This is a genomic window from Thioalkalivibrio sp. ALE21 (assembly GCF_003208255.1).
Classification (GTDB): domain Bacteria; phylum Pseudomonadota; class Gammaproteobacteria; order Ectothiorhodospirales; family Ectothiorhodospiraceae; genus Thioalkalivibrio; species Thioalkalivibrio halophilus.
On record NZ_QKMA01000046.1, the window covers coordinates 1 to 1,285 of the forward strand.

Sequence of the window (1,285 nt, forward strand, 5' to 3'; positions counted from 1 at the left end):
CTCCCGTTCGCTCATCGGGCACAATACTCATCCACTCCCGGGCATGAAACAGGGGTGCCTTCTCTCGCGGTATGCAATCAGGCGTGACCTGACATGTAAACAAGATGGATGCCCTCTTCCGATATTTTTCCGGAGTACTGGATGAATGCCCAACGTGGGAAATCATGGGGGTCAGACCTTGCCTTTTGCCTCTCCCTTGATGCGGGGGCAAAAGGCAAGGTCTGACCCCGACGCCCCGCGCCTTTCGCTGACAAGGCGCGGCTCCTGCCGTGCAGTCACTCTGCACAAGGGAGCTGCAACGCCGTCAGCGAGCAATATGGACCGAGCCCCGGCTTTATCGAACTGATGTGGGGGTTGCCCCCTCATTTTCCCCGGTCCAGCGTTGCGCCGCTTGGCCGTAGAGTGGCTGATGAAGTCCCCTGGACCTGCAGACCGGAAACATGAAACCCGACCGAGAGGCCCCGGTTTTTACCTCTCAGAGGCCGTCAGTGGTCCAACGTTCGGGGTCCACCCCACTTCTTCCCGTCCACCGCCGAGCGGTTGTAGCACCCTTGATGGCAATGGCCTGGGAACAGGCGACTCTTGGGTCGATTTCAGCCTGACAGCCCGTCATGGCCAATGTGCTGGAGCAGGTGCAGCATCGGCGGGACGCGGGCAGCTTTCGGTTCGACACGCTCTTCAATTGAGCTCGCTGAAAACCTCAGGATGCTGTTCGGCTATCCGCAGCAAGGCCACAGCCGAGCCCTGAGGTTCTCTTCGCCCCTGCTCCCAGTCCTGCAGTGTACGAATGCTGACCCCCATCAGGGCGGCAAAGGCCGACTGTGACAGTTTGAGCTTTTGCCTGATCACCTGAGGAGCTGATGGCTCGGAAAGCTGGCGTGTCTTGAGGTCTACTTTCCCCTTCTTGTACTCCTTGATCTCATTCAGTCCTTCGAGAATTTCGGTCCCAATATCACGGTCATTCATCTTTGATCGCCTCCGCTATCTGCCTCAGAGCATGCCCCGGAATCGTTGAGCGCTCCGATTTGTGGTAAAGCGTCAGCATCCATACTTCGTGTTCCGTTTTCTTCCAGTAGTAAACAACTCGCACTCCACCACTTTTGCCAGAACCTGAAGAAGCCCAGCGAACTTTTCGAACACCGCCGGACTCCTTGATCACGACCCCAGCATCAGGTCTCTGCATCAGTAGCTGTCAGGTCTCGCCTGATTGCATACCGCGAGAGAAGGCACCCCTGTTTCATGCCCGGGAGTGGATGAGTATTGTGCCCGATGAGCGAACGGGAGG

1 protein-coding gene is annotated in these 1,285 nt (G+C 57.6%); it reads right to left on the reverse strand.

The window, feature by feature from the left end; translation table 11 throughout:
• Positions 1-678: 678 nt before the first annotated feature.
• Positions 679-966 (reverse strand): type II toxin-antitoxin system MqsA family antitoxin, encoded by a 288-nt coding sequence (locus D893_RS13690; protein ID WP_018947912.1) that lies wholly within the window; start codon positions 964-966, stop codon positions 679-681.
• Between the last annotated feature and the right edge of the window lie 319 nt (positions 967-1,285).